The organism is Bifidobacterium saguinibicoloris, from assembly GCF_019331725.1.
Taxonomy (GTDB): Bacteria; Actinomycetota; Actinomycetes; order Actinomycetales; family Bifidobacteriaceae; genus Bifidobacterium; species Bifidobacterium saguinibicoloris.
Genome location: NZ_JAHBBF010000006.1, coordinates 1 through 26,542 on the forward strand (window position 1 = coordinate 1; position 26,542 = coordinate 26,542).

The window sequence follows — 26,542 nt, forward strand, 5'->3', positions numbered from 1 at the left end:
ATGGTCTGGTACAGGGACAAGCGCATCAAGACCGAATACGGCATGAGCATCATGGACAAACGCGTCGAGCTCGGGCTCGTCGCCTGAACACCTGCGATAACGTGCTGAACGACCATACAGACAACGACGTCCAACAAAACGTCACCACCCCCTCAGGTACCATAGCCACAGTACTGTGTTTTACCGGCCATACACGCCAAATACGAAGAGTCACTTTTGTTCGAATGGTCCGAGCCGAAAAGCAAGGCCCCTCACCCTTACTCTCGTAAGGGATGAGGGGCCTTCAGTCGAATGGATGTTCGAACGGTCTCAGCAGACCTTCCACATCCAGTTGTGCGGATCCTCGATCTCGCCGAGCTGGATGCCGAGCAGCTTGTTGCGCAGGGCCACGGTCAGCTCGCCGGAGCCGCCGTCGGCGACGGTCACATCGAACTTCTCGGACTTGAAGCGGCCGATCGGGGTGATGATGGCGGCGGTGCCGCAGGCGAACACCTCGGTGACCTCGCCGGACTTGATGTCCTCGAGCAACTGGTCGATGGCGATCATGGTCTCGACCACGTCGCGGCCCTCGTCCTGCAGCAGCTGGATGAGGGAGCGACGGGTCACGCCCGGCAGGATGTTGCCGGTGAGGGACGGGGTCTCCACGTGGCCGTCCTTGTGGACGACCATCATGTTCATGCCGCCGAGCTCCTCAAGGTAGGTCTTGGTGGCCGCGTCGACGAAGCAGACCTGCTGGCACCCGTTCTCGATGCCGGTGTACTCGCCGAGCAGGGAGGCGGCGTAGTTGCCGCCGCACTTGGCGAAGCCGGTACCGCCGGGGCCGGTGCGGAACCACTTGTCCTCGACCCAGATGCTCACGGGCTTGACGCCGCCCGGGAAGTACGGGCCGGACGGGGAGGCGATCACGCAGTAGTCGACCTCGTGCGGGGCACGCACGCCGAGGAACGGCTCGGAGGCGAACATGAACGGACGCATGTACAGCGTGTACTCGCGGCGGGACGGGACCCAGTTCACATCACGGCGGACGAGGGCGGCGACGGAGCCGATGAAATCGTCGACCGGCAGCTCGGGCAGGTACAGACGCTTGGCGGAGTTCTGGAAACGCTCGGCGTTCGCATCCGGACGGAACAGCCAGGTGGAGCCGTCGGCGTGACGGTAGGCCTTGAGGCCCTCGAAGCACTCCTGCGCGTAATGCAGCACGGAGGCGCCCGGATCCATCTTCAGCGGCGCGTACGGTTCGACGCGACGGTCGCCCCAGCCCTCGCCCTTGGTCCAGGTCATGTGGGTCATGTTGTCGGAGAAGACCTGTCCGAACGCCGGCTTGTCGATGAGCTCGGCGCGCTTGGCGTCGGATGCGGGGTTGTCGTTCGGCAGTACGGTGAAGGGCTCGACAAGCTTGTCGAGCGCCGCCGGATCGTGATGCGTGTTCTCAGTCATGTTCACTTCTTTATCATTCGGCCGCCCATGGGACGGCGTTCATTGCGAAGGGTCAGCCGCACGCTCGTGGCATGCGGTGCTGTGGGATACTTTGTCACATCCCCGACGTCGGAATATGACATGGTTCACATTATGAAAAGACCCGCGGCCGCCGGGGTCGCGGGTCTTCTAGGGAAGCCATCGGCCGGATTCGCTCCGGCTCGGATCACTTGGCGGCCGGGGCGTCCGCGGCCGGGGCGGCAGCGGCGTCGGCGGCCGGGGCGGCCTCCGTGGCGGCAGTGGACTCGGTGGCATCCTCCGGCACCTCGACGGTGACGACGGACTCCTCCGGATCCTCGACGTCGAGCTCGACGCCCTCGGGCAGGACGACATCCTTGGCGAACACCTTGGTGCCGTCGGTCAGGCCCTCGACGCTCACGACGATGCGCTCCGGCAGGTTGGCGACGTCGGCGCGGACCTTGAGCTCCTGGATGTCGACGAACGCGACGGCGGCGCCCTTCGGGGTGCCCTCGACAAACACCGGCACCTCGACGTCGATCTTCTCGCCGGCCTTGACCTCGTAGAAGTCGATGTGCTCGACGATGCGCTTGACCGGGTTCTTCTGGACGTCCTTGACGACGGCCATGGCCTTCTCGTCACCGAAGTTCAGCTCGAACAGGGCGTTGGTGTGGCGCAGGGAAAGGGTGGTCTCCTTCATCGGCAGGGCGATGAACTTCGGCTCGGCGCCACCGGCGTAGATGGTGGCGGGGATGAGCTTGGCGACGCGCATGCGGCGCGCGGCGCCCTTGCCGAACTCGTTGCGGACATCGCCGTTGAGGACGATCTTGGTAGCCATGGTTATGCTCCTTGGTTGGTTTCGTTAAGTGGGTTGTGTCACTTGTCGTTCTGTCTTTTGACGCCACGACGCGCCGCAGAACGTCCCAAGGAGGGATGATTCACGCCGAGTCGATAACGGAAGCGCGGATTCCCATGGGGAACCGCTTCTTCCCTCGCCAAAGCAACAGCAACCAAGTATACGAGGCGGCGGGACAACGAGGCGGATAGACTGGTGTCGTCGATGGTTTTCAAGGGAATCGAGCTGCAATGGAGCGAATCGTCAGGAACATGCTGATCGGGGCGGGCGCGGGCGCGGGACTGCTCGCCGCGGGGACATATGCGATGGCCGAACTGATGTTCCACCTGTCGCTGGACCTCGACTGGTCGCGTTGGATGGAACGGCTGATGTCCTCCGGCGCCTCGGCGTCGTATCTCGCCGCACCGCACCACGACGCCGCCGAGGAGGCCGAAGCCGCACGCTGGTTCGACAAGGCGAAGCAACCGGTGGCGCTGCGCAGCGAGGACGGGCTGCGCCTCCACGGGTGGCTGTTCGATCCGGATTGCGCCTCCCCCGCGCCGCATCTGTACGCGGTCTGCATGCACGGCTATGCGGGCAAGCCCGCCGACATGGCGAAATACGCCCATCGGTTCGCGCGGATGGGATTCACCGTGCTGGTCCCGGCGCAGCGCGGTCATGAGCTGAGCGAGGGACGATACATCGGCATGGGTTGGCTGGAACGTCGCGACCTGCTGGGATGGCTCTCCCTCGTGACGGCGAGCGACCCCGAGGCCCGCATCCTGCTGCACGGCGTCTCGATGGGTGCCGCCACGGTGATGATGACGACCGGCGAGGCGGCCCTGCCCCGCAATGTGAAGGCCGCGATCGAGGATTGCGGGTACACGTCGGTGCGGGATCAGTTCCTGTTCAACGCGAAGGGCATGTATCATCTGCCCCGCCGATGGATGGGAGTGCCGGTCGTGGACCTCATGTCGTCGATCTCACGCCGCGTCGCCGGATACGGGTTCGCCGAGGCGTCCTGCGTCCGTTCGCTGCGTCGCACGATCATTCCGATGATGTTCATCCACGGCGGTGCGGACATGTTCGTCGACCCAGCGTTCCTCGACCGCAACATCGCCGCCTGCGCATGTCCGGACCGTGAGCGGCTGCTGGTGCCGGGCGCCGGCCACGCCCTCGCCGCGAGCACGGATCCGGAGCTCTACTGGAGCCGCGTCACCGCGTTCGTCACGCGCGTGTTCGATCTGTGAGGCCAGGTCGGTCTCCCCGCCCGACCCGTCGGCCGGCTGGACCGGGAATACGCGAGTGGCCCCTCCGATGGAGGGGCCACTGCTCGTCCGACGCGGAACGGCTCGTTTACGCCAGCAATTCCTTGACGGCGTTGATGACGGCTTGCAAGCTCTTCTTCGCGTCGCCGAACAGCATCTGCGTGTTGTCCTCGAAGTAGAGCTCATTCTGGATGCCGGCGTAGCCCATGCCGCGGCCGCGCTTCATGACGACCACGTTCTGCGCCTTGTCGACGTCGAGGATCGGCATGCCGGAGACCGGGGTGCCGGGTCGGCGGGCGGCCGGGTTGGTGACGTCGTTCGCGCCGACGACCAGGGCCACGTTGGCCTGCGGGAACTGCGGGTTGATCTCGTCGAGGTCCACGAGCTCCTCGTAGGGCACGTTGGCCTCGGCCAGCAGCACGTTCATGTGGCCGGGCATACGGCCGGCGACCGGGTGGATGGCGTAGGAGACCTCGACGCCGTGGGCCTTGAGCAGCTCGCCCAGATCGGCGAGCTCGCGCTGGGCCTGCGCCTGGGCGAGGCCGAAGCCGGGCACGAAGATGACCTTCTCGGCGTAGACGAGCTGGACGGCGAGGTCGTCCGGACTGGTCTCCTTCATCGTGCCTTCAGGGCCTTCGCCCGCGGCGGACGCACCCGAACCGCCGCCGAAGCCGCCGGCGAGGACGGACAGCAGCGGACGGTTCATGGCCTGGGCCATGAGGATGGACAGGGTCACGCCGGCCGAGCCGACCAGCGCGCCGGCCACGATCAGGGCGACGTTGTCGATGGCGAGGCCGGACATGGCGACGGCGGTGCCGGTGCAGGCGTTCAACACGGAGATGACGACGGGCATGTCGGCGCCGCCGATCGGGATGACGAACACGAGGCCGTAGCACAGGGCGAACACGGTCGTGAGGATCGACCACAGCAGACGCTGCTCGGGCTGGACGCACAGCATGACGAGCGCGACGATGGACAGGACGGCGAACAGCACGTTCCACACGCCCTTGCCGGGCAGGGCGAGCTTCTTCACCCACTTGATGCCCTGCAGCTTGCCGGCGGCGATGAGCGAGCCGGTGAACGTGACGGAGCCGATGAGGATGCCGAGGCCGGCGGTGATGAGCACGACGATGTCCGGCAGGCCTTCCTTGGTGAGGATGTCGTTCAGGGCCACGAGCGCCGCCGCGCCGCCGCCGACCGTGTTGAACACGGAGACGAGCTGCGGCATGTCCGTCATCTTGACCTTCTTGGCGGACACGACGCCGGCGACCGCGCCGATGAGGATGCCGACGACGAGCACGGCCACGGCGATCGTGTTGATGAATCCCTTGGCGAACAGCACGATGAACGCCATGAGGACGGCGACGACCATGCCGAACGCGGAGATCTGGTTGCCCTTGCGGGCGGTCTTGGGCGAGTTCATGAAGTGCAGGCCCACGACGAACAGGACGGCGGAGAACAGGTAGACGAACCAGGCGACGATGTCGATGGTTCCGACGGTTGCGGAGGCCATTTACTTCTCCTCCCCCTTCTTCTTGTTGGACTTGAACATCTCGAGCATGCGGTCGGTGACGACGTAGCCGCCAACGACGTTCATCGTGCCGAGCACCGCGGCCAGGAAGATGAACACGTAGGCGAGCGGCGAGTTGGCCTCGGCGGCGACGATGACGACGCCGACGATGACGATGCCGTGGATGGAGTTCGCGCCGGACATCAGCGGAGTGTGCAGGGTGGCAGGCACCTTGCCAATCACCTCGATGCCGATGAGCAGGGCGAGCACGAACAGCGTGATGGAAACGACGAGCGTAGGCATTTCCTTGTCCCCTTTCCTTTACTTCTTCTCTTCGGACTTGCCCTCGGCCGGGACCTCGGCGCGGCCGGCCACGACGAGCGCGGAGTCGAGCTCCTCGCCCAGGTCCTGGGCGAGCCTCCCGTCACGCACGAAGTGGGCGAGCACGTCGGCCACGTTGCGGGCGAGCAGGTTGGACGCGGTGGTGGCGACGCCGGAGGCGAGGTACGGCGCGCCGATGATGGTGACGCCGCCGTCGGTCACGTGCGTGCCGACCGCGGACCCCTCGACGTTGCCGCCGAGATCGGAGGCGGCGCAGTCGACGATCACGGCTCCGCGGTGCAGGCCCTCGACGCCGGCCTTGGTGAGCAGGACCGGCGGCTTCCTGCCGGGGACCTTGGCGGTGGTGATGACGATATCGAATCCGGCGGCCTTCGCGTCGACCGCGGCCTGCTGCTGGGCCTGCTCCTCGGGGGTCAGGGCGCGCGCATAGCCGCCCTCGCCCTGTCCCTTGGAGAAGTCGAGTCCCAGATCGAGGAACTTCGCACCGAGCGACTCGACCTCGCCCTTGGAGGCGGGTCTCACGTCGTACGCGGTGACGACCGCGCCGAGGCGGCGCAGCGTGCCGATGGCCTGGAGCCCCGCGATGCCGGCGCCGAGCACCAGGGCCTTCGCCGGACGGATGGTGCCGGCGGCGGTGGTCATCATCGGCAGGAAGGAGCCATACGCGTCGGCGGCGAGGATCGCGGCCTTGTAGCCCATCACGGAGTTCTGCGAGGTCATCTCGTCCATCGACTGCGCGCTGGAAAGCTGGCGGGGCAGCTTCTCCATCGCCACGCCGACGACGCCCGCCTTTTCGAGCGAGGCGACGTAGTCGGCGTCCGTGAAGGAGCCGAGCATGCCGATCACCCACTGTCCCTTCCGCAGCTTGGCGATGACGGAGGCGTCCGGACGGTCGACGAAACCGAGCGCGTCGGCCTTGGCGATCACCTCGTCGCGCGTGGCGACGGTCGCCCCCGCCTTCTCGTAGTCCTCGTCCGTGTATTGCGCCGCGGCGCCGGCGCCGCGTTCGATGAGGCAGGAGACGCCGCTCCTGCCGAGCCTGGTGACGATGTCCGGGGTCAACGCGACGCGGGATTCGACATCCGACGTCTCGCCCAGCACACCGAAAGCCACCGTGGCTTCCTTGATTCCAGCCATGAGAGCCCTTTCTGACATTGGCCGTGTAGGTCATTACGCCGAACAGTGTAGCCGAAAGTGCTCACCGGACGACGAATCATCCGCCTTTTGGGCCGTCCCACGCCGACGGTCGCGGCATTCGAGGCCGGCGGCGCATATGACGCCTACGCCACCGTAAGGTGACGTGTCGCGCGAAGACGACTAGACTTGCTCCTTTGAGACAGGACATTGCAGAGATTGGGCAAGGAGCTTCACGTGTCCGTTTTTTCCACGCTGAAACAGCAAACCACGAACATCACGCGGAAGGCGTTGCATCTCGGCACCGACTTCGTGCATCCGGTCGGAGATGATTCGGGCAGCGAGCCCGACTACGCGGGAGAGGACATCGTCCGCGAGGAATCCATCGAACTCCCTCACACCGACGTCTGGGGGCCCGACCGTCCCACGGTGACGGAGATCGACCCGGCCTCGGGCCTGCTGACCACCTCCACGCAGGGCAACCCCCCGCTGGACATGGGCACGTCGATCTACGACATCTACGCCGACCGCGCCGCGCGCATGGGCGACGATCCGCTGTACACGTACAAGGAGAACGGCGAGTGGGTGACGAAGACCGCGAACGAGTTCCTCGCGGAGGTGCGTGAGATCGCCAAAGGCCTGCTGCACTACGGTCTGAAGAAGGGCGACGGCGTGGCGTTCATGTGCCGCACCTCCTACGAGTGGGATCTGACCGACGCGGCCGTCATGGCGTGCGGAGGCGTGCTCGCCACGATCTACGACACGGATTCCGCGGAGCAGATCCGCAACATCGTCAACAACTCCGACGCCCGCCTGCTCATCGTGCAGGATACCGCCATGCGGGACAAGGCCGATGGCGCCGTCGAGGAGTGCCCGTCGCTGGAGCACATCGTGTGCCTCGAGACCGGCGGATTGGACGAGATCAAGGCGTACGGCAAGTCGGTGTCCGACGAGGAGCTGGACGAGCGCATCGACTCGGTGCAGAAGACCGACCTGTGCTCGATCGTCTACACGTCCGGTTCCACCGCCGCGCCGAAGGGCGTGGAGATGACGCACGAGCATTACTGCCAGACTGCGTTGAACCTGCCCGACTACATGCCGGGCCTGCTGCACGACAAGAGGAACACGATCCTGCTGTTCCTGCCTCAGGCGCATTCGTTCGCACGCGCCATCAACTACATCGTCGTCGCCTCCGACGTCCACATCTACATCGCCACCGGCATCAAGACGCTGATCTCCGACCTGCAGGTCGCGAAGCCGTCCATCATGATTGTCGTGCCCCGCGTGCTGGAGAAGGTGTACAACGCCGCCTCGCAGAAGGCCGGACACGGAGCGAAGGGCATGGTGTTCGCCTCCGCCGTCGTCGCCGCGCAGAACTATATGAAGGAAGTCTCCGAGAAGGGTCACGCGGGGGCCCTGGCCCGTACGAAGCGAGCCGCGTTCGATCCGCTGGTCTACAAGTCGCTGCGCGAGGTGCTGGGCGGCCGCGCCAAGTGGATCGTCGCCGGCGGCGCCCCGCTCGATCCGGAACTCATGGCGTTCTTCCGCGGCGCCGGCGTGCCTGTGTATGAGGGCTACGGCCTGACCGAGACGACCGCCCCGTGCGCGTTCAACGTGCTGGGCGTCCCGTTCCATGCCGGTTCGGTCGGCATCGCGTTCCCGGGATTCTCCCTGCGCATCGCGGAGGACGGCGAAATCCAGGTCAAGGGACGCGCCGTGTTCCCCCGCTACCATAAGAACGAGGAGGCCACCGAGACCTCTTTCACCGAGGACGGCTGGTATGCGACCGGCGATCTGGGCCGCATCGACAACGACGGCTTCCTGTACATCACCGGCCGCAAGAAGGACCTCATCATCACAGCCGGCGGCAAGAACGTGTCCCCCGGGCCCATCGAGGAGGTCATCCAGCGTTGCGAGATCGTCTCGCAGGCGCTGGTCCTCGGTGACAAGCGCCCGTTCATCTCCGCCCTCATCACATTGGACGAGGAGTCGTTGCGCCCGTGGCTCGCGGCGAAGGGACTGGATGAGGACATGCCGATGGAGGAGGCAGCGGCCAATGCCGCCGTGCGCGCCGAAGTGCAGAAGTGGGTCGATCAGGCCAACGAGGGCGTCTCCCGCGCCGAATCCGTACGCAAGTTCATCATCCTGCCCGAGGAGTTCACGCAGGAGAACGGGCTCATGACCGCGTCGATGAAGGTCATCCGTCCGAAGGTCATCAAGCGTTACGCCACGCTGCTCGCCACGCAGATGTACACGAAGAGGACCGCGCCGCGTCAGTGACGCCGCCACGTGACCGGCATCGGACCGGCACCATGACGAGGCCCGCGCCGATCGGCGCGGGCCTCGTCGCATCTTCGGATGTCCCGGTCCGTCTCAGCGCTTGCCGGCGTAGATCACGTTGTCGATGAGGTCGCGGTAGCGCTCGGTGATGGCCTCGCGGCGGGCCTTCATCGATGCGGTGACGAGTCCGTTGTCCTCGGTGAAGTCGTCGGGCACGATCTCGAATTTGCGGATCGACTCGGCTCGGGAGACCAGTTCGTCCGCCTTGTTGACGGCGCGTTCCACCTCCGCGTACACGATGGGGTTGCGGGCCGCCTCGGCGAGGCTCGCGCATGGCGCGGCGCCCTGCGCCTCGAGCCATGTATTGGTCTCGGCGAGGTCGAGGGCGACGATCGCGGCGACGAACGGCTTGCGGTCGCCGACGACCACGCACTGGTTGACGACCGGGGAGGTCATCACCGACGCCTCCAGTTCGCCCGGGGAGACGTTCTTGCCGCCGGCGGTGATGATGAGGTCCTTCTTGCGGCCGGTCACGCTCACGAAGCCGTCATCGTCGAGCGATCCCAGATCGCCGGTGTGCAGCCAGCCGTCGACGATCTGTTGCCTGGTGACCTCGGGATGGTTGTGGTAGCCGACGCATACCGCCGGGCTCTTGATGCACAGTTCGCCGTCCTCGGCGATGCCGACCGCGGTGCCCTGCATCGGCAGGCCGATGGTGCCGATGCGGTATCCGGTCGTGGGGTTGACGGTGGCGGGGGCGCAGGTCTCGGTCATGCCGTAGCCCTCGAGCAGCGGGAGGCCGATGCCGTTGAAGAAATGCGCGATCGACTTGTCGAGCGGGGCGCCGCCGCACACCGCATATTCGACGTGGCCTCCGAACACCTGCATGATCGACCGGTAGACGAGCCTGGAATACACCGCATGCTTGAGGTTCAGCCAGAACGGGATCGGCCCGGACTGCTGCGCCGCGCTCCACGCACGGGCCACGCCGGTCGCGCCGGCGAAGATGCGCCCCTTCAATCCGGCGCCGGCCTTCTGCGAGGCGGCGTTGTAGATCTTCTCGAAGATGCGGGGCACGGCGAGGATGAACGTCGGCTTGAACGCGGCGAAGTCGGACAGGATCGTCTTCAGGTTGCCGGACAGGCCCAGCGTGACGTTGCCGGCGAAGCAGAAGAACTGCATGTACCGGGCGAACACGTGGGCGAGCGGCAGGAACAGCCACAGGCGGGCGTGTTCCGGCATCGCGATGTCCGGCATGGAGCGGACGCCGGAGTAGGTGATGAACAGGAAGTTGCCGTGGCTCAGCTCGACGCCCTTGGGCGTGCCGGTCGAACCGGACGTGTACACGATGGTGGCGAGGTCGGTGCCGTGCACCGCACGTTCCCGCTCGCGGAATTCAGCGTCGGTGACGGTCCTGCCGTACTCCTCGATGGTGTCGAGCGCTCCGAAGTCGATGACGTACACGTCGCCGAGATCGGGGCATTCGTCACGTACGGACTCGATCTTGTCACGCTGCATGTCGTTCTCCGCGAACGCCATCCGCACCTTCGAATCGTTGAAGATCATGCTCACCTGCGTGGCCGAGTTCGTCTCATACACCGGCACGGTGAGCGCGCCGATGGACATGATGGCCATGTCGAGCGCCGTCCATTCCCAGCGGGTCCTGGAGATCACGGACACCGCGTCGCCGGGCATGACGCCCCGGGCGATGAGCCCCTTGGCCAACGCGACGACCTTGTCCCTGAATCCGGCCGCGGTGAAGGACTCCCATGCGCCCGTCCGCGGGTCCTTGTACTCGACGAGCGAATCGTCCGCCTGCGTGCGGCGCGGTCCTCGAGAATCGAGAACAGGTTCCCGTCGGTGTCGATCGGCTGTTCCAGCGGCCTGAGATATTCCTTGATCATGCGTGTTCCCCTATTGATGCTGTGGACGCCACCGATTGTAGTCCCTTGTCCCCGTGACGGTCATCGGTCGTACGGCTTCAACGCGATGCGCCGCGGGGTCGTCATGCCTTCCGGATCGATGTACCGCTCGCCTCCGCGACGCACGCCCCAGTGCAGGCACGCACCGTCGCAATGGTCGGAACGGTCCGCCACCTGCGCGAAGGGCGCTCCGCGCGTGACGGCCGCTCCGGCGCCGAGGTCGGTGACGGCGGGCTCGAAGCTGGAGACGAGGCCGTCATGCCGTATGCTCACCACCTGCTTGCCGGCGACGTCCCCGGCGAAGGAGACGACGCCGTCGGCGGGCGCGAGGATCCGCTCCCCCGCTCCCGCCTCGAGGTCGACGCCCCGATGCCCGGCCATCCAAGGTTGTTCCGGTCCGTCGAATCCGCGTGCGACGCGCGCTTCGTCCAACGGCCAGGTCATCGCCGCGACGCACCCGTCCACGTCCTCTGGTTCGCCGGCGAAGGCCGGCCCCACGCCGTCACGCGTCAGCGCGATGCCGGTGGATGACAGCAGCGCGGACGCCGTCATCATGACGATGAGGCGACGCCGCATGCGCACGTCGTCTCGTGAACGCCTGTTCCTCGCGTCGTGTTGCCGGACGGCGCGTCTGCGCCGTCTTCTCCGTTCGTATTCCCTGTCCATGCCGACTCCTTCGTCCGTGGTCCATCCGTCGGCGTCGCGCCGTCGGATGCGCGGGGAGCGCTTGCCCGTCCGGTAGGCTCCTCGTGGTTCCACGATTCCAGTGACGATGAACCGGGTCCAGCCGCGCAGAGGAATGTGGATAGAGCCCCGATGAATCTTCACAATCGGGTGCGGCCGGACAACCGATGGCCGAGAGGCCGGGAGGATGATCGCCGGAAAACAAAAACCCCGCCAATCGGCGGGGTGACATGGAGCGGACAACGGGACTCGAACCCGCGGTCTCAACCTTGGCAAGGTTGCGCTTTACCAACTAAGCTATGTCCGCAGAGGATTCCCGCCGTGAGAAGCGGGATTCCAGTGGGCGATGTAGGAATCGAACCTACGACCCCTTCGGTGTGAACGAAGTGCGCTAGCCGCTGCGCCAATCGCCCCTGCGATGATATTCAGTTATCGGATACCGGACCCTATCGGTCCGAGTGGGCGATACAAGATTCGAACTTGTGACCCCTTCCGTGTCAGGGAAGTGCGCTACCTCTGCGCCAACCGCCCGGGTCATGCTCTTCCGGCCGTATCACCGGCCGTCCGAGAGGTGGGTACGAGAGTCGAACTCGTCTATACGGCTTTGCAGGCCGCTGCCTAACCGCTTGGCTAACCCACCGTAAGGTCGTCAACTCTTCGGACCTTAGAGCGGACAACGGGACTCGGACCCGCGGTCTCAACCTTGGCAAGGTTGCGCTTTACCAACTAAGCTATGTCCGCACGCGGTCTCGACGGTCATCGCCGCCGAAGCACGAGGCACTACTATAACGACGTCGCACGGTTTTGCCAAACACGGCGTGTCGCACGCCCGGAACGACGCACGCCCATGGCGAAAAACCGGCGGAATGACGCCGCACCGCGGCACCGGCACATTATCGTAGGAGGCATGAGTGAGGAACGAGTCGAAGGACGGCGCGTCCTGATCGCGGCATTCGACGGATGGAACGACGCCTGCCAGTCGGCGACGAATGTGATCCGTCATCTGGTGGATCGGTATGACGCCCGGGAGATCCGGCACATCAGCTGCGACGGATACTACGACTATCAGGTGTCGCGTCCGATGCTGTGCCGGGTGACCGGACGGCCGCGCATCATCTGGCCGCAGACGACGTTCTACGAAATCGAGCTCTCCCCCGACCGGGTCGTCTACGCGCAGATCGCACCCGAACCCAACTACCGGTGGCGCGAATACTGCCGCCAGAGCCTGCGCATCGCCGACGAACTCGACGTGGACCGCATCATCACGCTCGGCTCGATGTACGCCGACTGCCCGCACACGCGTCCGCTCCCGGTGGATGTGACGCACGGCGGATACGCGGCCGACCGTCCCGACGGGTCCTGCGCCTGCGGCGAATCGGACACGGAAGGATACACGGGCCCCGTGGGCATCCCCACCGTGCTGGACGACATGGCCCGTGAGCAATCGTTCGACACCGCCTCCATCTGGGTGTCCATCCCCCAGTATGCCGGCTCCGACGATTGCCCGCAGGCCACACTCTCCCTGCTGCACGCCCTCGAACGGGAGATGGGGACCTCTCTCGACGCCGGTTCCCTGAACGAACGAGCGGACGCATGGAGGGCCAAGGTCACGATGCTCACGCGCTGCAGCGACCAGCTCGCCGAATACGTGCGGCATCTCGAACGTGACCGGGATGCCGCCGACAGGGCCCGTCACGACGTCGGGGACGCCACGGGCCGGGCCGAACAGCTCGTCAGGGAGACGGAGGACTTCCTGAAGAACCTATGACCATACCGCGGGAGACCATCACGCGGCCCGCCGCGACCGCCATCCCGGCGGCGTGCCTCATCCCAGCAGCGAACGGCACATGGACCGGTATTCGCTGACGTAGCCGCCGCCGAAGAAGACGCAGTGCCCCGCGATCGGATAGAGCCGCCACAGCGTCATGCGCTCCTCCCATCCGGCCTTCAGCGGATGGACGGACTGGTATCCGTCGAGGATGTCGCGCAGATAGGTCATACCGAACAGGCCAAGCATCGCAAGGTCCTCCTCGCGGTGGCCGCCATGCGCCGCGGGGTCGATGAGCACCGCCTCGCTGAAGCCGCGGTCGGCGGTCCACATCACGTTGCCGCTCCAGAGGTCGCCGTGCACGCGCGCCGGCTTGTCGTCCGCGGCGCGGCCGAGCAGGTCGGGCAGGGCGTCGACGACGCGCTGTGTGAGTTCCATGTCGTGCTTGTCGAGTTCGCCGCGACGCATGCCGAGTTCGACCATCGGCAGCAGACGGCCTTCGGCGAAATAGGTGGCGGGATCGTCCCACGCGCCGGTGTCCATCGGCACCGGATCCTGCAGCGGCCCGAAGTAGCAGGTGCCGTCGTAGCCTGCGGGCGCGGAACCGAAATGCGGGGCGCCGGCATCATGCATGCGGGCGAGCGCGGCGCCGAAGTCATGCGCCGCCTTGACCGTCGGCATGGCGGAATGCACCTTCTCGATGTCGAGGTATCCATCTCCCCATCCGATCACCTGCACCACGCGGGGACCGCCCTGCGCCATGGCCTCGCCGAGCCACTGCAGCCCCCTCCCCTCGCATTCGAAGAAACCCTTCGGCGCGAACGCCCTGCTCTTGCGGTACTTGTCCATGAAACGCTCCTTCAACGCATTGCCGCGGCGATCCGCCCAGCATCGGAATCGGCATCGGCACGGCGGCCCCACCGATGGCCTCATTGTGTGCATTGTGCAAGACATCCGCCGGCGACGCCCGGCGCAAGCGTGGTCTTAGGCCCCATTGAGTACAGTGGGCAGGGCAATCGATGAAATCGTCGCACCCGATACATGTATATCCACTGAGGTTGGAAGGGTTATGAATTTCTTTCAGGCTATATTCCTCGGCTTCGTCCAGGCGTTGACCGAGTATCTGCCGGTGTCGTCCAGCGCGCATATCCGGATCATCGGCGATCTGATGATCGGCTCCGATCCGGGCGCCGCGTTCACCGCCATCATCCAGCTGGGCACGGAACTGGCGGTGATCCTGTTCTACCGCCGCGACATCATCCGCATCCTGGGCGCATGGTTCGGCTCCCTGTTCGGCAAGGAAGGGACCGACATCAGGTCCCGTCTCGGCGCGAAGAACCCGGACACGCAGATGGGATGGTTCATCATCATCGGCACGCTGCCGATCCTCGTGGCGGGACTGCTGTTCAAGGACATGATCGAGACGACGCTGCGCAACCTGTGGATCACGGTCACCGTGCTCGCCGTGTTCGGCGTGCTGCTGTGGATCTTCGACGCCCGCTCCAAGCAGGTCAAGACCATGAAGCAGATGACCGTCAAGGATGCGCTCCTGTTCGGCGTCGGTCAGATGCTCGCCCTGATTCCGGGCGTCTCCCGCTCCGGCGGCACCATCACGTTCGGCCGTGCGATGGGCTACACGCGCGAGGATGCCGTGCGCGTGAGCTTCCTCATGGCGATTCCCGCCGTGTTCGGCGCCGGGATTCTCGAATCGGTGTCCGCCATCAAGGACGTCAGCGCGTGCGACGGCGGCGACGTGAAGGCGTGCGCGGCCATCGGCGGCGCCGATGTCTGGCCCGGCTGGGGCCCGACGATCGCTGCCACCGTCGTCGCGTTCTTCATCGGCTACATCGTGATCATCGGCTTCCTGAAGTTCGTGAGCACGTTCTCCTACAAGGCGTTCGCCATCTACCGCATCGCGCTGGCCGTCGTCGTAGCGCTGCTGCTGATCACCGGCGTGCTGCCCGCGATCGATCCGTCGGTGGCCGGCTGACGGCCCCGTTCCCGAGCGGGCGGAACCGAAACCTGGTCTGAAGGGGCGTCGCCTCCGATCCATCCCGATCGGAGGCGACGTCCCTTCCCTGTTTCCGGACGGAATAGGAGGACGGGACGGAAGGACGGGATAGCACCCGAAACAACCGACGGACCATGCCTCGGAACGGCCGGAAAACGAGAATCACACCAAAAATGGCCAAAAATGACCACATAGTGACAACCTCACCATAATATGGGGGCATAGTTTTATCACGGGGGTATGAGCAACTTTCATACGAAGAATCAGAGGCCACAGCAACAATCCACCACCCCCGAACATGGAGGCAACCCCGATAGGTACGCCGACGGTAGACGACGCGTGTTCCCACCGAATCTGAAGACACCGACGTCGGAGGACCTCGAGGACCTCGATGCCATGTACGCCGACCCGCGAACATGGTGGAATCTCCCGGGACTGCCCGACACCGACATCGTCCGGACCAGGCGTCGTCTCGACGCATGGATCGAGGATTGGGAGCGGGACCACATCGGATACTGGATCGCACGCACCCCGTCCGGCATGTTCGTCGGCGCCGGCGGCATCCGCCGCGTCGGCCGGGCATGGAACCTGCGCTTCTGGATCATGCCCGGACAATGGCATCACGGATACGCCACCTACATCGCCGAATGGGCGCTGAAGGCGGCACGACACTTCGACGGCGACGCCCCGGTCTTCATGAACACGCTGTCACGCAACCACACCGCCCATCTCATCGCCGACCGGCTGGGATTCGTAGACGTGCGCAACGACTTCGACGCCGCCGCACAGGATGACGCGCCGCGGCGGATCTACGCCGACCGACCGGTGACCGAACAGGACATCATCGACTATCTCGGTCGCGACATCCGTCTATGACCCGATGCCATAGATGCGGATGGGCCGCCTTCCCGCATTCGCGGGAAGGCGGCCCATCCGCATCTTCCGATCATCGCTCAGCTCAACGCGTCCTTCAGCTTGCTGAAGAAGCCTTTCCTGCCGCCGGCGGCGCCAGAGGCAGGGCGCGAGCTCTGCGCCACATGGGAGGCGTCGCCGTCGTGCGATTCGGAGAAGCGGGTGATGAGGTCCCGCTCCTCATCGTTGAGCCTGGTGGGAATCTCCACGGCGATGTGCGCGACGAGGTCCCCGCGCTGTTCGGGGTCGCGCAGCTTGGCCACACCGAGCCCCTTGAGGGTGACGGTGTCCTCGGGCTGGCACCCCGCCGGCACGCTTACGGTGCGCTTGCCGTCGAACGTGTCGATCTCCAGGTCATGGCCGAGCACGGCCCAGCTCATCGGCACGCGCACCCAGCAGTGGAGGTCGTCGCCGTCACGGGTGAAGCGCTTGTCGGACTTGATGCGGATGTCGACGTACAGGTCGCCCGCCGGGCCGCCTCCCTCGCCGACCTCTCCCTGGTTGGCCAAACGGATGCGGGAGTCGTCACGGATGCCCGCGGGCACCTTCACGCCTACGTTGCGGGTGACGCGGACGCGGCCATGCCCCATGCAGGAGGGGCACGGCTTGCCGATGACGTCGCCATGTCCCTCGCAGCGCTCGCACGGCGCGGAGGTCATCATCTGCCCGAGCATGGTGCGCACCACCTTCTGACGGAAGCCGCTGCCGTGGCAGTCAGGGCACGGCGTGGGCCTCGAGCCGTCCGCCGACCCAGATCCGGAGCAGTCGGGGCACAGTCCGAAGGTGGTGACGCGCACCTGTTCGGTGCCGCCGAACACGGCGGTCCTGAGGTCGATGCTCATGCTGGCCAGCGCGTCGCGGCCGGGCTGCGTGCGCGGCGTGGGGCCCTGCGATCCGCCGCCGAACGCGCCGCCGAAGAACGTGCTGAACACGTCGCCCATGTCGCCCATGCCGAAGCCGCCCTGGCCGAAGCCCGCACCGGCGTTCGGATCGTTGGGGTCGACGCCGGAATCGTACATGCGCCGCTTGTCAGGATCGCTCAGCACCTCGTAGGCGTTGTTGACCTCCTTGAACTTGTCCTCGAACTCGGGTCCGGCGATGTCGGGATGGTATTTGCGGCTCATCTTGCGATAGGCCTTCTTGATTTCCTCTTCGCTCGCGGTGCGTTCGACGCCCAGCACCTCGTAGTAGTCTGCCACGGTTCGTTCGGTCCTTTATTTCAGTTGGTTGCTAGCGGGTTATTGTGCCATAAGGCGAGGTCAGGGCTCCCGGCGATCGGGACCGGAGGGATTCCGCGCGGATGCGGATCCGGACGCCCCGAGGGTCGCCTCCGCATGCCCGTCCGACGTCCCGTCGGCTGCCGGCGATGCGTCCGCCCCGTCCTCCGGCGAGGGTTCGCCGTCGGCCAGGAAGTCCGTCAGGTAACGTGCGACCGCCCGGACGGCGGCGATGGTCGCGGCGTAGTCCATGTGGGTCGGGCCGATGGATCCGACGAAGGCGACCGGCCGACCGGCCGCATCGTGGATGGGCGCGACGGATGCCGCGTCCCGTCCGTCATCGGATGCGTCGCCTTGGTCAAGGAGACGCGCCGTCCCGTCGCCGTCCTCTTCGGACGGTTCGGATTCCGCGTGCCCGTATCCGCTGGATACGACCGATGCATGCAGCAGTCCCGGCGTGTGTGTTTCGGACCCGATGGCGACGCCGACGCCGTCGCCGCGCGTCGACTCCTCGCTCAACGCGCTCATGAGCTTCATGAGCACCACCTGCTCCTCGAGCGCATCGAACAACGGCCCGAGATCGGACAGCGTCCGCTGATGGGCCAGGCTGGACGCCCCGGACATGTACAGCTCGCTGGTTTGTTCGCCGTCCGCCATGTCCTCGAACGCATCGGCGAGCTCCTCCACCAACGCGCGTTCGCTCCTGAAGGAGGCGTCGGACGCCATGCCCCTGGTCCGACGGGCCGCGACGGACAGCGGAGCGTCCGCGCATCCGGCGTTGACCGCGTCGCACACGCGTCCGATCGCCTCGCCGGACGGCATGGACGGGACGGGGAGGGTGCGTTGCGCCACCCGTCCGGTGTCGGTGATGACGACGGCGAGGACCACCGTCATCGAGACGGGGACGAGCTCGACGTGCCGCAACGTCGATTTGGCGAGGGACGGCGACGCGACGACGGCGACCTGCCCGGTGATCTGGGCGAGGAGTCTCGCCGCCCGCTGCAGCGTGTCCTGCAGGTTCGCGGATCCGGACAGGAAACCGTCGATGCCGCGGCGCTGCGCCGCCGACAGGGGCATGGCCGTGGCGAGACGGTCCACGAAGTACCGATACCCTTTCTCGGTGGGTACGCGACCGGCCGAGGTATGCGGCTGGATGAGGTATCCGTCATCCTCGAGCGCGGCCATGTCGTTGCGCACGGTGGCCGAACTGACGCCCAGGTCATGCTGCCTGGTGAGCGACGTCGACCCCACCGGCTCCTGCGAACGTATGTAGTCCTCGACGACGGCGCGCAACACCAGCATGCGTCTCGATTGCCGCATGCGCACCTCCTTGCCATGCCGTCCGGTACGTAGGCATCGGACGATGTTCACCAACAGTTCGCGTCGTGGTCGACGGCGTGCCGACGCACGTCCTTCCCCGACGCCGCGCGGCCACGGAATCGTCCCTCCCGGCCGACCGGAACTCCGCCCGTCGGCCTCGGAACCGCCCCGACAGGCCGCTCTCATACACGAATATTGTATTAGCACTCCGGCATGCCGAGTGCTAATCCGTTCGTCGGCGGCGAACCGCACCGCATTGTGAACGCTAACAGAACAGAACTTACCAAAACACGCCAAAAATCACACCGCTACGTCGCGAAAGGACGGTAGCATGGGTAACGCAATGTGAGGGCGTCTTGCGCTCGGCACAAGCCGGATACGCGGCCCGACCAATTGGAAGGAAAGTAATCCATGACCGAATTCAAGGAGACCGAACTGGACGAACGCGCCATCAAGATGGCGAAGGTCCTGTCGGCCGACGCGGTTGAGAAGGCCGGTTCCGGCCACCCCGGTTCCCCCATCTCCCTGGCGCCCGTCGCCTACACCCTGTACCAGCACTTCATCAAGCATGATCCGAACGATCCCAACTGGGAAGGCCGCGATCGCTTCATCCTTTCGGGCGGTCACGCATCCCTCACCCAGTACGTCCAGCTGTACTTCTCCGGCTACGGCGTCACCTTGGACGACCTCAAGCACTTCCGCGGCGGCGCCGACACCCGCACCCCGGGCCACCCGGAGTACGGCCTGACCCCGGGCATCGAGATGACCACCGGCCCGCTGGGCCAGGGCTTCGCCTCCGCCATCGGCTTCGCGTACGGCGAGCGTTTCCAGCGCGGTCTGCTCGATCCGAACACCCCGAAGGAAGAGTCCCCGTTCTACCACAAGATCTGGGCCATCTGCGGCGAGGGCGACATCGAGGAGGGCATCTCCGGCGAGGCCGCCTCGCTGGCCGCCAACCAGAAGCTCGGCAACCTGACCGTGATCTTCGACGCCAACCGCATCCAGATCGAGGGCGACACCAACCTGGTGCTGGCCGAGGACGTGCTCAAGCGCTTCCAGGCCTACGGCTGGTACACCGACGAGTTCAGCTTCATCCAGCCCGACGGCTCCTACAAGGAGGACATCGAGGGCCTGGCCGACGTCATCGCCAAGGCCGAGGCCGCCGCCCCGGACCAGCCGAAGCTCATCAAGGTCCACTCCCTCATCGCCTGGCCGACCCCGGGCAAGACCAACGATCCGTCCTCCCACGGCTCCAAGCTGGGCGCCGAGGCCGTCGCCGGCCTCAAGAAGCTCCTCGGCTACGACCCGGAGGAGTCCTTCCACGTCGACGAGGAGGCCCTCGCCCACGCCCGCAAGGTCGCCGAGCGCGGCCTCGAGGCCCACAAGGAATGGGACGAGAAGTTCGAGGCCTGGCGCAAGGCCAACCCGGACAAGGCCGCCCTGTACGACCGTCTGAAGGCCGGCGAGCTGCCGGAAGGCTTCGACAAGGCCATCGACGACCTCGAGGCCACCTTCGAGGTCGGCAAGGGCGTCGCCACCCGTGGCGCCTCGGGCTCCGTCCTCAACGCCATCGCGGCCGTCATGCCGGAACTGTGGGGCGGCTCCGCCGACCTCGGCGGCTCCAACAAGACCGATCTCAAGGGCGCCGCCACCTTCGCCCCGGCCGAGTGCGCCACCGTCCAGTGGCCGAACTGCAACGAGTTCGGTCGCCAGCTGCACTTCGGCGTGCGCGAGTTCACCATGGGCTGCATCACCAACGGCATCCTGCTGGGCTCCCACACCCGTCCGTTCGGCGGCACCTTCTTCATGTTCTCCGACTATGAGCGCTCCGCCGTCCGTCTGGCCGCCCTCATGGAGATCCCGAACCTATACGTGTGGACGCACGACTCCGTCGCCGTCGGCGAGGATGGTCCGACCCACCAGCCGATCGAGCACCTGGCCTCCTTCCGTGCCATCCCGCAGCTCGAGGTCATCCGCCCGGCCGACGCCTTCGAGACCGCCGAGGCCTACCGCTACTTCTTCGAGAAGAAGAACACGCTGCCGGGCGCCATGGTGCTGACCCGTCAGGGCGTTCCGACGCTCGCCGAGACCGCCGCCAAGGCCAAGGACGGTGTCCGCAAGGGCGCCTACGTCCTGGTCGACACCGAGGGCACCCCGGACGTCATCATCATGGCCTCCGGCTCCGAGGTCCAGTGGGCCGTCTCCGCCGCCAAGACCCTGGCCGGCGAGGGCGTCAAGGCCCGCGTCGTCTCCGTGCCGTCCATGGAGTGGTTCGAGGAGCAGGACGCCGAGTACAAGGAGGCCGTGCTTCCGGCCGCCGTCAAGGCCCGCGTCTCCGTCGAGGCCGGCGTGGCGATGCCGTGGTACAAGTACCTCGGCTCCTACGGCAAGCCCGTCTCCATCGAGCAGTTCGGCCTGCAGGGCAACGGCGCTCAGAACATGATCGATCTGGGCATCACCGCCGAGCACGTGGTCGAGGCCGCCAAGGCGTCCATCGCCGAGGTCGAAGCCGCCAAGTGATTCGCCGACGGGTTCCACGCGGCATGCGGCAGCGCATGAGACGAGGAGCCCGTCCCCCGGCGTGCGGCGGCCGCTGTGACGTGCCGCCGCACGCCATCATCCAAGTTTTGATCCACTAAGGAATCAAGGAGAAAATCAATGACTGAAGCAACTCAGCGTACGTCCGACAACGGCGTCTCCATCTGGCTGGACGACCTGTCCCGCTCCCGCATCGAGTCCGGCTCCCTGCAGGACCTCATCGCCAACAAGAACGTGGTCGGCGTCACCACCAACCCGTCCATCTTCCAGAAGGCCCTGAGCCAGGTCGGCCCGTACGACGCGCAGCTCAAGGAGCTGGGCAAGGTCGACGTCGAGACCGCCGTGCGCGAGCTCACCACCACCGACGTGCGCAACGCCACCGACATCTTCCGTGAGATCGCTGAGAAGACCGACTTCGTCGACGGCCGCGTGTCCATCGAGGTCGACCCGCGTCTGGCCCACGAGACCGAGGCCACCGAGAAGCAGGCCGTCGAGCTGTGGGAGAAGGTCAACCGTCCGAACGCGATGATCAAGATCCCGGCGACCCTCGAGGGCCTGCCGGCCATCACCGCCACCCTGGCCAAGGGCATCTCCGTCAACGTCACCCTGATCTTCTCGCTCGAGCGCTACGAGCAGGTCATCGACGCCTACATCGAGGGCATCGCCCAGGCCGCCGCCAACGGCCACGACCTGAAGCACATCGGCTCCGTCGCCTCCTTCTTCGTCTCCCGCGTGGACACCGCGGTCGACAAGCTGCTGGAAGCCAACGGCTCCGATGAGGCCAAGGCCCTCGAGGGCAAGGCCGCCGTCGCCAACGCCCGTCTCGCCTACGAGCTGTTCGAGAACAAGTTCGCCAACGATCCGCGTTGGGCCGAGCTGGCCGCCAAGGGCGCCAAGGTCCAGCGTCCGCTGTGGGCCTCCACCGGCACCAAGAACCCGGCCTACTCCGACTGCAAGTACGTCGATGAGCTCGTCGCGAAGCACATCGTCAACACCATGCCTGAGAAGACCCTGAACGCCCTTGCCGACCACGGCAACGGCGCCCCGTCCATCGAGGGCACCTACGAGGAGTCCCACGCCATCATCAACAAGCTGGCCGAGCTGGGCATCAACCTCAAGGACGTCACCGACAAGCTCGAGGCCGACGGCGTCGCCGCCTTCATCAAGTCCTGGGATTCGGTCCTGGCCGACGTGCAGGCCGGCATCGACCGCGTCAACGGCTGAGATGATCGCCACGGACGTTCAACGAGCGTCCATATAACGGCTGCATAGCTGAAACGGGGAGGCTTCCGACCGCAAGGTCGGGAGCCTCCCCGTTTATGGTGGGTGATGCCGCACAGCGGAAGAACGGACCGCCACGGAAGAGAGAGGACACGCTCATGACACTGACCGCACGCCAACGTCTGGTGATGACGTTCACGTTCTTTTCGATGTTCTTCGGCGCGGGGAACCTGATCTTCCCGCCGTTCGTCGGCGCACAGGCGGGCTCGGCGGCCATGCCCGCCGCCATCGGGTTCATCGTCTCCGCGGTCGGTCTGCCGATTCTCGGCGTGCTCGCGGTCACGTTCTCCGGCGGCTTCGACGGACTCGCCGGACGCGTCTCCCCCAGGTTCTCCCTGTGGCTCGGATTGGCGATCATCCTCACCATCGGGCCGTGCTTCGCGATTCCACGTACGGCGACCACCTCGTTCGAGATGATGGTCGCGCCCTTCATCCCCGACGACCCGCAATCGGCCCCTCGTTGGATCGTCCAGCTCGTCTATTCGCTGACGTTCTTCGCCCTATCGTTCCTGTTCGCCCAGCACCCGGAGAAACTCTCCAAGGTATTGGGCCGTTTCATGGGCCCGCTGCTGCTCATCCTCATCGCCGTGCTGTTCGCCGCCTGTCTCGTCCACGGTGTCGGCACGGCGGCCACACCCTCGGGCGACTATACGACCGGCCAGCTGGCGCGCGGCTTCCTCGACGGCTACCAGACGATGGACCTGTTGGCCGCACTGTATTTCGGCATCGTGATCTCGGCGAACATCCGCGCGCAACAGGTCGACGACGAGCGTCAGGTGCAGACCGAGACTGCGTACGCAGGTCTCGGCACCGGGGTGCTGCTGATCCTCATCTACGGCGCGCTGAGCTACGTGGGCGTCGTCTCCGGGGCGATCACGGCGATCGACCCGTCCACGGACACAGGCGCCACGGTGCTCACCAACCTCACCTCGTCGATCTTCGGCACGGCCGGCACCGCGTTCCTGGGCGTCGTATTCGTCATCGCCTGCCTCAACGTGTGTACCGGCCTGATCTGCACCTGTGCGACCTACTTCCATAAGCGGTTCCCCGTCATCGGCGGACATGCGGTGAGCTACCGCGCATGGCAGGTGCTGTTCACCGTGTTCAGCTTCGTGGTGTCGAACGCGGGGCTGAGCCTCATCATCAAGGTGTCGGTGCCGGTGCTGTCCGCCTTGTATCCGATGGCGATCGTGCTGGTGCTGCTCGCGCTCACGCACCGGGTGCTCGGTTCGAAGTTCTCGCGCGTGTACTTCTGGACCGTGCTGCTGGTCGGCATCGTCGCGTTCGGCGGCTGCATCTCGTCACTGCTCGCCGTGTTCGGATTCGAGGGCGCGCTCCCGTGGCTGGATGCCGTGCTGGCGATGCTGCCGTTGCAGGGCGATCGGCTCGGCTGGGTGACGCCGGCCGTTCTGGGCGTGATGGTCGGCGTCGTCGATTCCCTCGTGCGCAGGCGGTGACGTCGACGACGGACCGCCTCCATGCCGTCGGGACCGTCATCGGCCGCCGACGGTTCCGACGTCACTCCGTCCTCGCCTTGTCCGCCGTCCCTTGCGCTGCGTCGGCGGCCTCGTCGATGCAGCGCAAGGCGTTGAGCGTGCGCGGATAGCCGATGTAGGACATCGTCTGGGAGACGACGGCGATGAGGAAGCGCTTCTCGTTGCCGACGGCGATGTTGGCCTTCGCATGCGCGACGAGCTGCGGCTCGCAGCCGCCCTGCGCGGCGAGGAAGCAGAGGGTGATCATCTCGCGGTGACGCGTGTCGAGCCCGCCGCGCGTGTAGTAGTCGCCGAAGCAGTTGTCGGCGAGCCACTTGTTGATGTGGCGGGTCTCCTCGGGGCCGGACTGTGCGAAACCGCGCATGCCCTCGCCGAAGATCTCGATCTGTGAACGCTCGCCGGCTTCGGCGCGCGTCTCCGGTGTGGTGGTGGACTGGCCTTCAAGCGGAAGGTCGACTCCGCGAGCGACGAGCGTTTCGTTGACGATGGTCAGGAACGGCATGACGCGACCGAACCCAAGGTAGGCGACGGCCTGGTAGACGATCTCCTTGACCTGTACCGGCGTCACTCCCCCATCGAGCGCGATCGGCAGCATCGTCCCGAACGCGTCCGTGCCCTGACATCCGAGGAGCGTGGCGAGGATGGCCATCGAACGGGTGGCGTCATCAAGGTCGGGGTGGTTCGCCCCGGGCTCGTTGATGACCTCATCGTAGGCGAAGTTCGTGAACAGTTCGATGAACTCCGGATCGCACTGGCCGAGCGTGGGTTTGTCGTCGGCGAACAGGCCGCCCTTCTTCCTGCCGAACATGACGTGTCCTTCCTTCCCGGCGGCCGCGCCGCGACGGCCGCCGCCTTCGGGTTGTTTCGATGGTTTCGATGATTCCGCCGGTTCCGATGACCCCGACGCTCCCAGCGTATGAGGCATGGCCCGTCCAGGCAAATACCGGAGGCGACGCGCGGTTCATGCCCGTCAGGCATGGCGACGGCACGTGGCGGGCGCGGCGAGGAGCGGCGGAGTGCGGCGGATACGGCCAATGGACATCCTCATCCTGGCGTGTCGTTGTCCGCACTGTCACGGATACAATGCCCACGTCACGGATGCGGCGGACGGCATGAGGAGGCAGGAGAAGACGATGGACAGCGAACTGTTCGAACGGGCGCCGATCCCGAAAGCGTATTTCGCGCTCGCGATGCCGGTGGTGCTGAGCATGCTGGTCACGCTCGTGTACAACATGGTGGACACGTACTTCATCGCGCATACCGGCGACACGGCCATGGTGGCCGGCGTCTCGCTCACGGCCCCGGTGTTCACGGTGATGATCGCGCTGGGAGACATCTTCGGCCTTGGCGGCAGCTCGGTCATCTCCCGCCTGTTCGGCCGGCACCGGTTCGCCGACGGACGACGCCTGAGCGTGTTCTGCTTCTACGCGGCGATCGCGACCGGCATCCTCATCGTGGTATTGGGACTGGTCTTCCGCGATCCGATGCTCGCGCTGCTCGGCGCGACCGCGGACACATGGGAATCGGCGAGCGAGTTCTACACGCTGATCATCATCGGCTCGCCGTTCATCATCGTGTCGATGACGCCGACGAACATGCTCCGGACCGAAGGGCACGCGGTGCAGTCGATGATCGGCTCGGTCGCCGGCACCGTGATCAACGTGGCCCTCAATCCGCTGTTCATCCACGTGTTCGGCTGGGGCGCGGCCGGTTCCGCGGGCGCCACGGTCATCGCGAACATCCTGACGGACGCGTATTTCGTGTGGTTCCTGCTGAAGCGCAGCCCAAACCTGTCCATCGACCCGCGGCTCATGTTCCGCAGTAGCGGCACGTCCGACAAGGACGACGGCGACGGGACCGTCGACGTCTCAGTCGATGCCGCGGACAACACCGCAGCGGCCCGCACGACGCGCGCCGGCCGTCTCGACATCACGAGCCGCGAGATCCGCGACATCCTCGTCATCGGCATCCCCTCGGCGATCACGAACCTCACGCAGAGCGTCGGCATGGTGATGGTGAACCTGTTCCTGCTGCCCTACGGCACCGACGCCGTGGCGGCGATGGGCATCGCGCTCAAGGTGGTGATGATCGCGGTGCTCGTGTTCGTCGGATTCGCATTCGGCGCGCAGCCACTCATCGGCTACAACTACGGGGCGCGGAACATGACGAGACTGGCAGGGGTGATGCGCTTCGCGTACACGTTCCTGTGCTCGTTCGCGCTGGTCATGACCGTGGTCCTGAGCCTGTGCGACCGCCTGCTCATGCGGTTCTTCATCGCCGGCGGGAAGATCATCACCCTGGGCGCCGGGATGCTTCGCGTGCAGCTGCTGAGCCTCGTGTGCGTGGCGGTCGTCATGGTCACGACCTGCACATTCCAGTCGACAGGCAAGGCGCTGGGCGCGTTCCTGCTGTCGATCGGACGCCAGGGAGTGGTCCTCGCGTTGACGCTGTTCGTCGGCTCACGCGTGGCGGGATACGCCGGCGTGATCGCGGCGCAGGCACTCGCCGACCTCATCACCGCAGTGCTGGCGGTCATGCTGCTCCGGGTGATGCTGCCGGAGCTGCGCACCCGTCGGCGCGACCGCTAGAT

At 65.9% G+C, this 26,542-nt stretch carries 18 protein-coding genes, 5 tRNA genes and 2 pseudogenes; 9 read left to right on the forward strand and 16 right to left on the reverse strand.

Features of this window, described 5'->3' with window-relative positions; translation table 11 throughout:
• Positions 1-309: 309 nt before the first annotated feature.
• Both KIH78_RS05235 and KIH78_RS05240 read right to left on the reverse strand, forming a co-directional pair.
• On the reverse strand, positions 310-1,437 hold the full coding sequence (locus tag KIH78_RS05235; protein WP_214312376.1) for a branched-chain amino acid aminotransferase: 1,128 nt from the start codon (positions 1,435-1,437) through the stop codon (positions 310-312).
• A 205-nt stretch (positions 1,438-1,642) separates the two neighbouring features.
• Positions 1,643-2,272 carry a 50S ribosomal protein L25/general stress protein Ctc gene (locus tag KIH78_RS05240; protein WP_219131556.1) on the reverse strand — a complete coding sequence of 210 codons (630 nt, stop codon included), beginning with the start codon at positions 2,270-2,272 and terminating at the stop codon, positions 1,643-1,645.
• A 248-nt stretch (positions 2,273-2,520) separates the two neighbouring features.
• Here KIH78_RS05240 and KIH78_RS05245 point away from each other — a divergent pair, with 248 nt between their 5' ends.
• On the forward strand, positions 2,521-3,519 hold the full coding sequence (locus KIH78_RS05245) for an alpha/beta hydrolase (RefSeq protein WP_219131557.1): 999 nt from the start codon (positions 2,521-2,523) through the stop codon (positions 3,517-3,519).
• A 106-nt stretch (positions 3,520-3,625) separates the two neighbouring features.
• Here KIH78_RS05245 and KIH78_RS05250 read toward each other — a convergent pair whose 3' ends face one another.
• The 3 genes from KIH78_RS05250 to KIH78_RS05260 are packed head-to-tail and all read right to left on the reverse strand — an operon-like array spanning position 3,626 to position 6,526.
• Positions 3,626-5,050, reverse strand: a complete 1,425-nt coding sequence (locus tag KIH78_RS05250; protein WP_219131558.1) for an NAD(P)(+) transhydrogenase (Re/Si-specific) subunit beta — start codon at positions 5,048-5,050, stop codon at positions 3,626-3,628.
• Positions 5,051-5,350, reverse strand: a complete 300-nt coding sequence (locus KIH78_RS05255; RefSeq protein ID WP_101622745.1) for an NAD(P) transhydrogenase subunit alpha part 2 — start codon at positions 5,348-5,350, stop codon at positions 5,051-5,053.
• An 18-nt stretch (positions 5,351-5,368) separates the two neighbouring features.
• Positions 5,369-6,526 carry an NAD(P) transhydrogenase subunit alpha gene (locus tag KIH78_RS05260; protein ID WP_219131559.1) on the reverse strand — a complete coding sequence of 386 codons (1,158 nt, stop codon included), beginning with the start codon at positions 6,524-6,526 and terminating at the stop codon, positions 5,369-5,371.
• A 234-nt stretch (positions 6,527-6,760) separates the two neighbouring features.
• Here KIH78_RS05260 and KIH78_RS05265 point away from each other — a divergent pair, with 234 nt between their 5' ends.
• Complete coding sequence (locus tag KIH78_RS05265) at positions 6,761-8,803, forward strand: AMP-dependent synthetase/ligase (protein WP_219131560.1); 2,043 nt, start codon at positions 6,761-6,763, stop codon at positions 8,801-8,803.
• A 93-nt stretch (positions 8,804-8,896) separates the two neighbouring features.
• Here KIH78_RS05265 and KIH78_RS05270 read toward each other — a convergent pair.
• From KIH78_RS05270 to KIH78_RS05300, 7 genes and pseudogenes are all read right to left on the reverse strand, one after another.
• A pseudogene (locus tag KIH78_RS05270) lies at positions 8,897-10,707 on the reverse strand (AMP-dependent synthetase/ligase).
• A 60-nt stretch (positions 10,708-10,767) separates the two neighbouring features.
• Positions 10,768-11,391 carry a M23 family metallopeptidase gene (locus KIH78_RS10600; RefSeq protein WP_236034434.1) on the reverse strand — a complete coding sequence of 208 codons (624 nt, stop codon included), beginning with the start codon at positions 11,389-11,391 and terminating at the stop codon, positions 10,768-10,770.
• Between the two features lie 249 nt (positions 11,392-11,640).
• Positions 11,641-11,716: transfer RNA gene (locus KIH78_RS05280), tRNA-Gly, on the reverse strand.
• A gap of 33 nt (positions 11,717-11,749) precedes the next feature.
• Positions 11,750-11,822, reverse strand: a tRNA-Val gene (locus KIH78_RS05285).
• A 46-nt stretch (positions 11,823-11,868) separates the two neighbouring features.
• Positions 11,869-11,940, reverse strand: a tRNA-Val gene (locus KIH78_RS05290).
• Positions 11,941-11,978: 38 nt separating this feature from the next.
• Positions 11,979-12,049 (reverse strand) — tRNA-Cys (locus KIH78_RS05295).
• Positions 12,050-12,077: 28 nt separating this feature from the next.
• A tRNA-Gly gene (locus tag KIH78_RS05300) sits at positions 12,078-12,150 on the reverse strand.
• Positions 12,151-12,316: 166 nt separating this feature from the next.
• Between KIH78_RS05300 and KIH78_RS05305 the strand changes: the two genes are divergently transcribed.
• Positions 12,317-13,177: a PAC2 family protein gene (locus KIH78_RS05305; RefSeq protein ID WP_219131561.1), complete on the forward strand. Its 861-nt coding sequence runs from the start codon at positions 12,317-12,319 to the stop codon at positions 13,175-13,177.
• Positions 13,178-13,234: 57 nt separating this feature from the next.
• On the opposite strand, the gene KIH78_RS05310 is transcribed toward KIH78_RS05305, so the two are convergent.
• The gene (locus KIH78_RS05310; RefSeq protein ID WP_214312403.1) at positions 13,235-14,026 is read right to left on the reverse strand and encodes a fructosamine kinase family protein; all 792 of its coding nucleotides are present in this window, start codon (positions 14,024-14,026) and stop codon (positions 13,235-13,237) included.
• Positions 14,027-14,246: 220 nt separating this feature from the next.
• Here KIH78_RS05310 and KIH78_RS05315 point away from each other — a divergent pair, with 220 nt between their 5' ends.
• Both KIH78_RS05315 and KIH78_RS05320 read left to right on the forward strand, forming a co-directional pair.
• Positions 14,247-15,167, forward strand: coding sequence for an undecaprenyl-diphosphate phosphatase (locus KIH78_RS05315; protein WP_214312405.1), 921 nt, complete (start codon positions 14,247-14,249; stop codon positions 15,165-15,167).
• Between the two features lie 360 nt (positions 15,168-15,527).
• Positions 15,528-16,064 carry a GNAT family N-acetyltransferase gene (locus tag KIH78_RS05320; RefSeq protein WP_214312407.1) on the forward strand — a complete coding sequence of 179 codons (537 nt, stop codon included), beginning with the start codon at positions 15,528-15,530 and terminating at the stop codon, positions 16,062-16,064.
• 77 nt (positions 16,065-16,141) lie between these two features.
• On the opposite strand, the gene dnaJ is transcribed toward KIH78_RS05320, so the two are convergent.
• Both dnaJ and hrcA read right to left on the reverse strand, forming a co-directional pair.
• Entirely contained in the window at positions 16,142-17,299 is a 1,158-nt protein-coding gene (gene dnaJ / locus KIH78_RS05325; protein ID WP_219131562.1) for a molecular chaperone DnaJ, read from the reverse strand.
• A 198-nt stretch (positions 17,300-17,497) separates the two neighbouring features.
• A pseudogene (gene hrcA / locus KIH78_RS05330) lies at positions 17,498-18,637 on the reverse strand (heat-inducible transcriptional repressor HrcA); the annotation flags it as partial.
• A gap of 411 nt (positions 18,638-19,048) precedes the next feature.
• Between hrcA and tkt the strand changes: the two are divergent.
• The 3 genes from tkt (at position 19,049) to brnQ (ending at position 23,913) form a co-directional block, all read left to right on the forward strand.
• Positions 19,049-21,157 carry a transketolase gene (tkt, locus tag KIH78_RS05335; RefSeq protein ID WP_219131564.1) on the forward strand — a complete coding sequence of 703 codons (2,109 nt, stop codon included), beginning with the start codon at positions 19,049-19,051 and terminating at the stop codon, positions 21,155-21,157.
• Positions 21,158-21,295: 138 nt separating this feature from the next.
• Positions 21,296-22,399, forward strand: a complete 1,104-nt coding sequence (gene tal / locus KIH78_RS05340; RefSeq protein WP_214312415.1) for a transaldolase — start codon at positions 21,296-21,298, stop codon at positions 22,397-22,399.
• Positions 22,400-22,554: 155 nt separating this feature from the next.
• Complete coding sequence (brnQ, locus tag KIH78_RS05345) at positions 22,555-23,913, forward strand: branched-chain amino acid transport system II carrier protein (RefSeq protein ID WP_236034435.1); 1,359 nt, start codon at positions 22,555-22,557, stop codon at positions 23,911-23,913.
• A gap of 61 nt (positions 23,914-23,974) precedes the next feature.
• Here the strand turns inward: brnQ and KIH78_RS05350 are convergent, their stop codons facing one another.
• Positions 23,975-24,760 (reverse strand): carboxymuconolactone decarboxylase family protein, encoded by a 786-nt coding sequence (locus tag KIH78_RS05350; protein ID WP_219131565.1) that lies wholly within the window; start codon positions 24,758-24,760, stop codon positions 23,975-23,977.
• Positions 24,761-25,085: 325 nt separating this feature from the next.
• Here KIH78_RS05350 and KIH78_RS05355 point away from each other — a divergent pair, with 325 nt between their 5' ends.
• Positions 25,086-26,540, forward strand: coding sequence for an MATE family efflux transporter (locus tag KIH78_RS05355; protein WP_219131631.1), 1,455 nt, complete (start codon positions 25,086-25,088; stop codon positions 26,538-26,540).
• The last annotated feature ends 2 nt before the right edge of the window (positions 26,541-26,542 follow it).